The organism is Pseudomonas sp. H26/SER47-MNA-CIBAN-0231, from assembly GCF_040310465.1.
Taxonomy (GTDB): Bacteria; Pseudomonadota; Gammaproteobacteria; order Pseudomonadales; family Pseudomonadaceae; genus Aquipseudomonas; species Aquipseudomonas atacamensis.
On the sequence record NZ_JBEOPW010000125.1, the window covers coordinates 1 to 257 of the forward strand.

General features: G+C 64.2%; 1 protein-coding gene. It reads left to right on the forward strand.

Features of this window, described 5'->3' with window-relative positions:
* A partial coding sequence (locus tag AAEZ10_RS27540; RefSeq protein ID WP_350571841.1) for a prolipoprotein diacylglyceryl transferase family protein occupies positions 1-257 on the forward strand: 257 nt, incomplete at both ends.

Below are 257 nucleotides of genomic sequence, written 5' to 3' on the forward strand. Positions count from 1 at the left end.
CGCTCACCCTCGGCACGTTTGCCATTGCGCTCAATCACCTGCTGCTGATCGGTGCCCTGGCGCTGGCGACCTTTGTGGGTTGGCGAGCGGCCAGGCGCGGTGGCGAAAACCCCGAGTCGGTGCTGTTCAGCCTGTTCCTGATCGGTATGCTGGCGGCGCGGATCGGTTTCGTGGCGCTCTACTGGAAGCATTATCGTAACGATCTCTGGCAAGTCATCGACCTGCGTGACGGCGGCTTCCTCGCCTGGCCGGGGGTG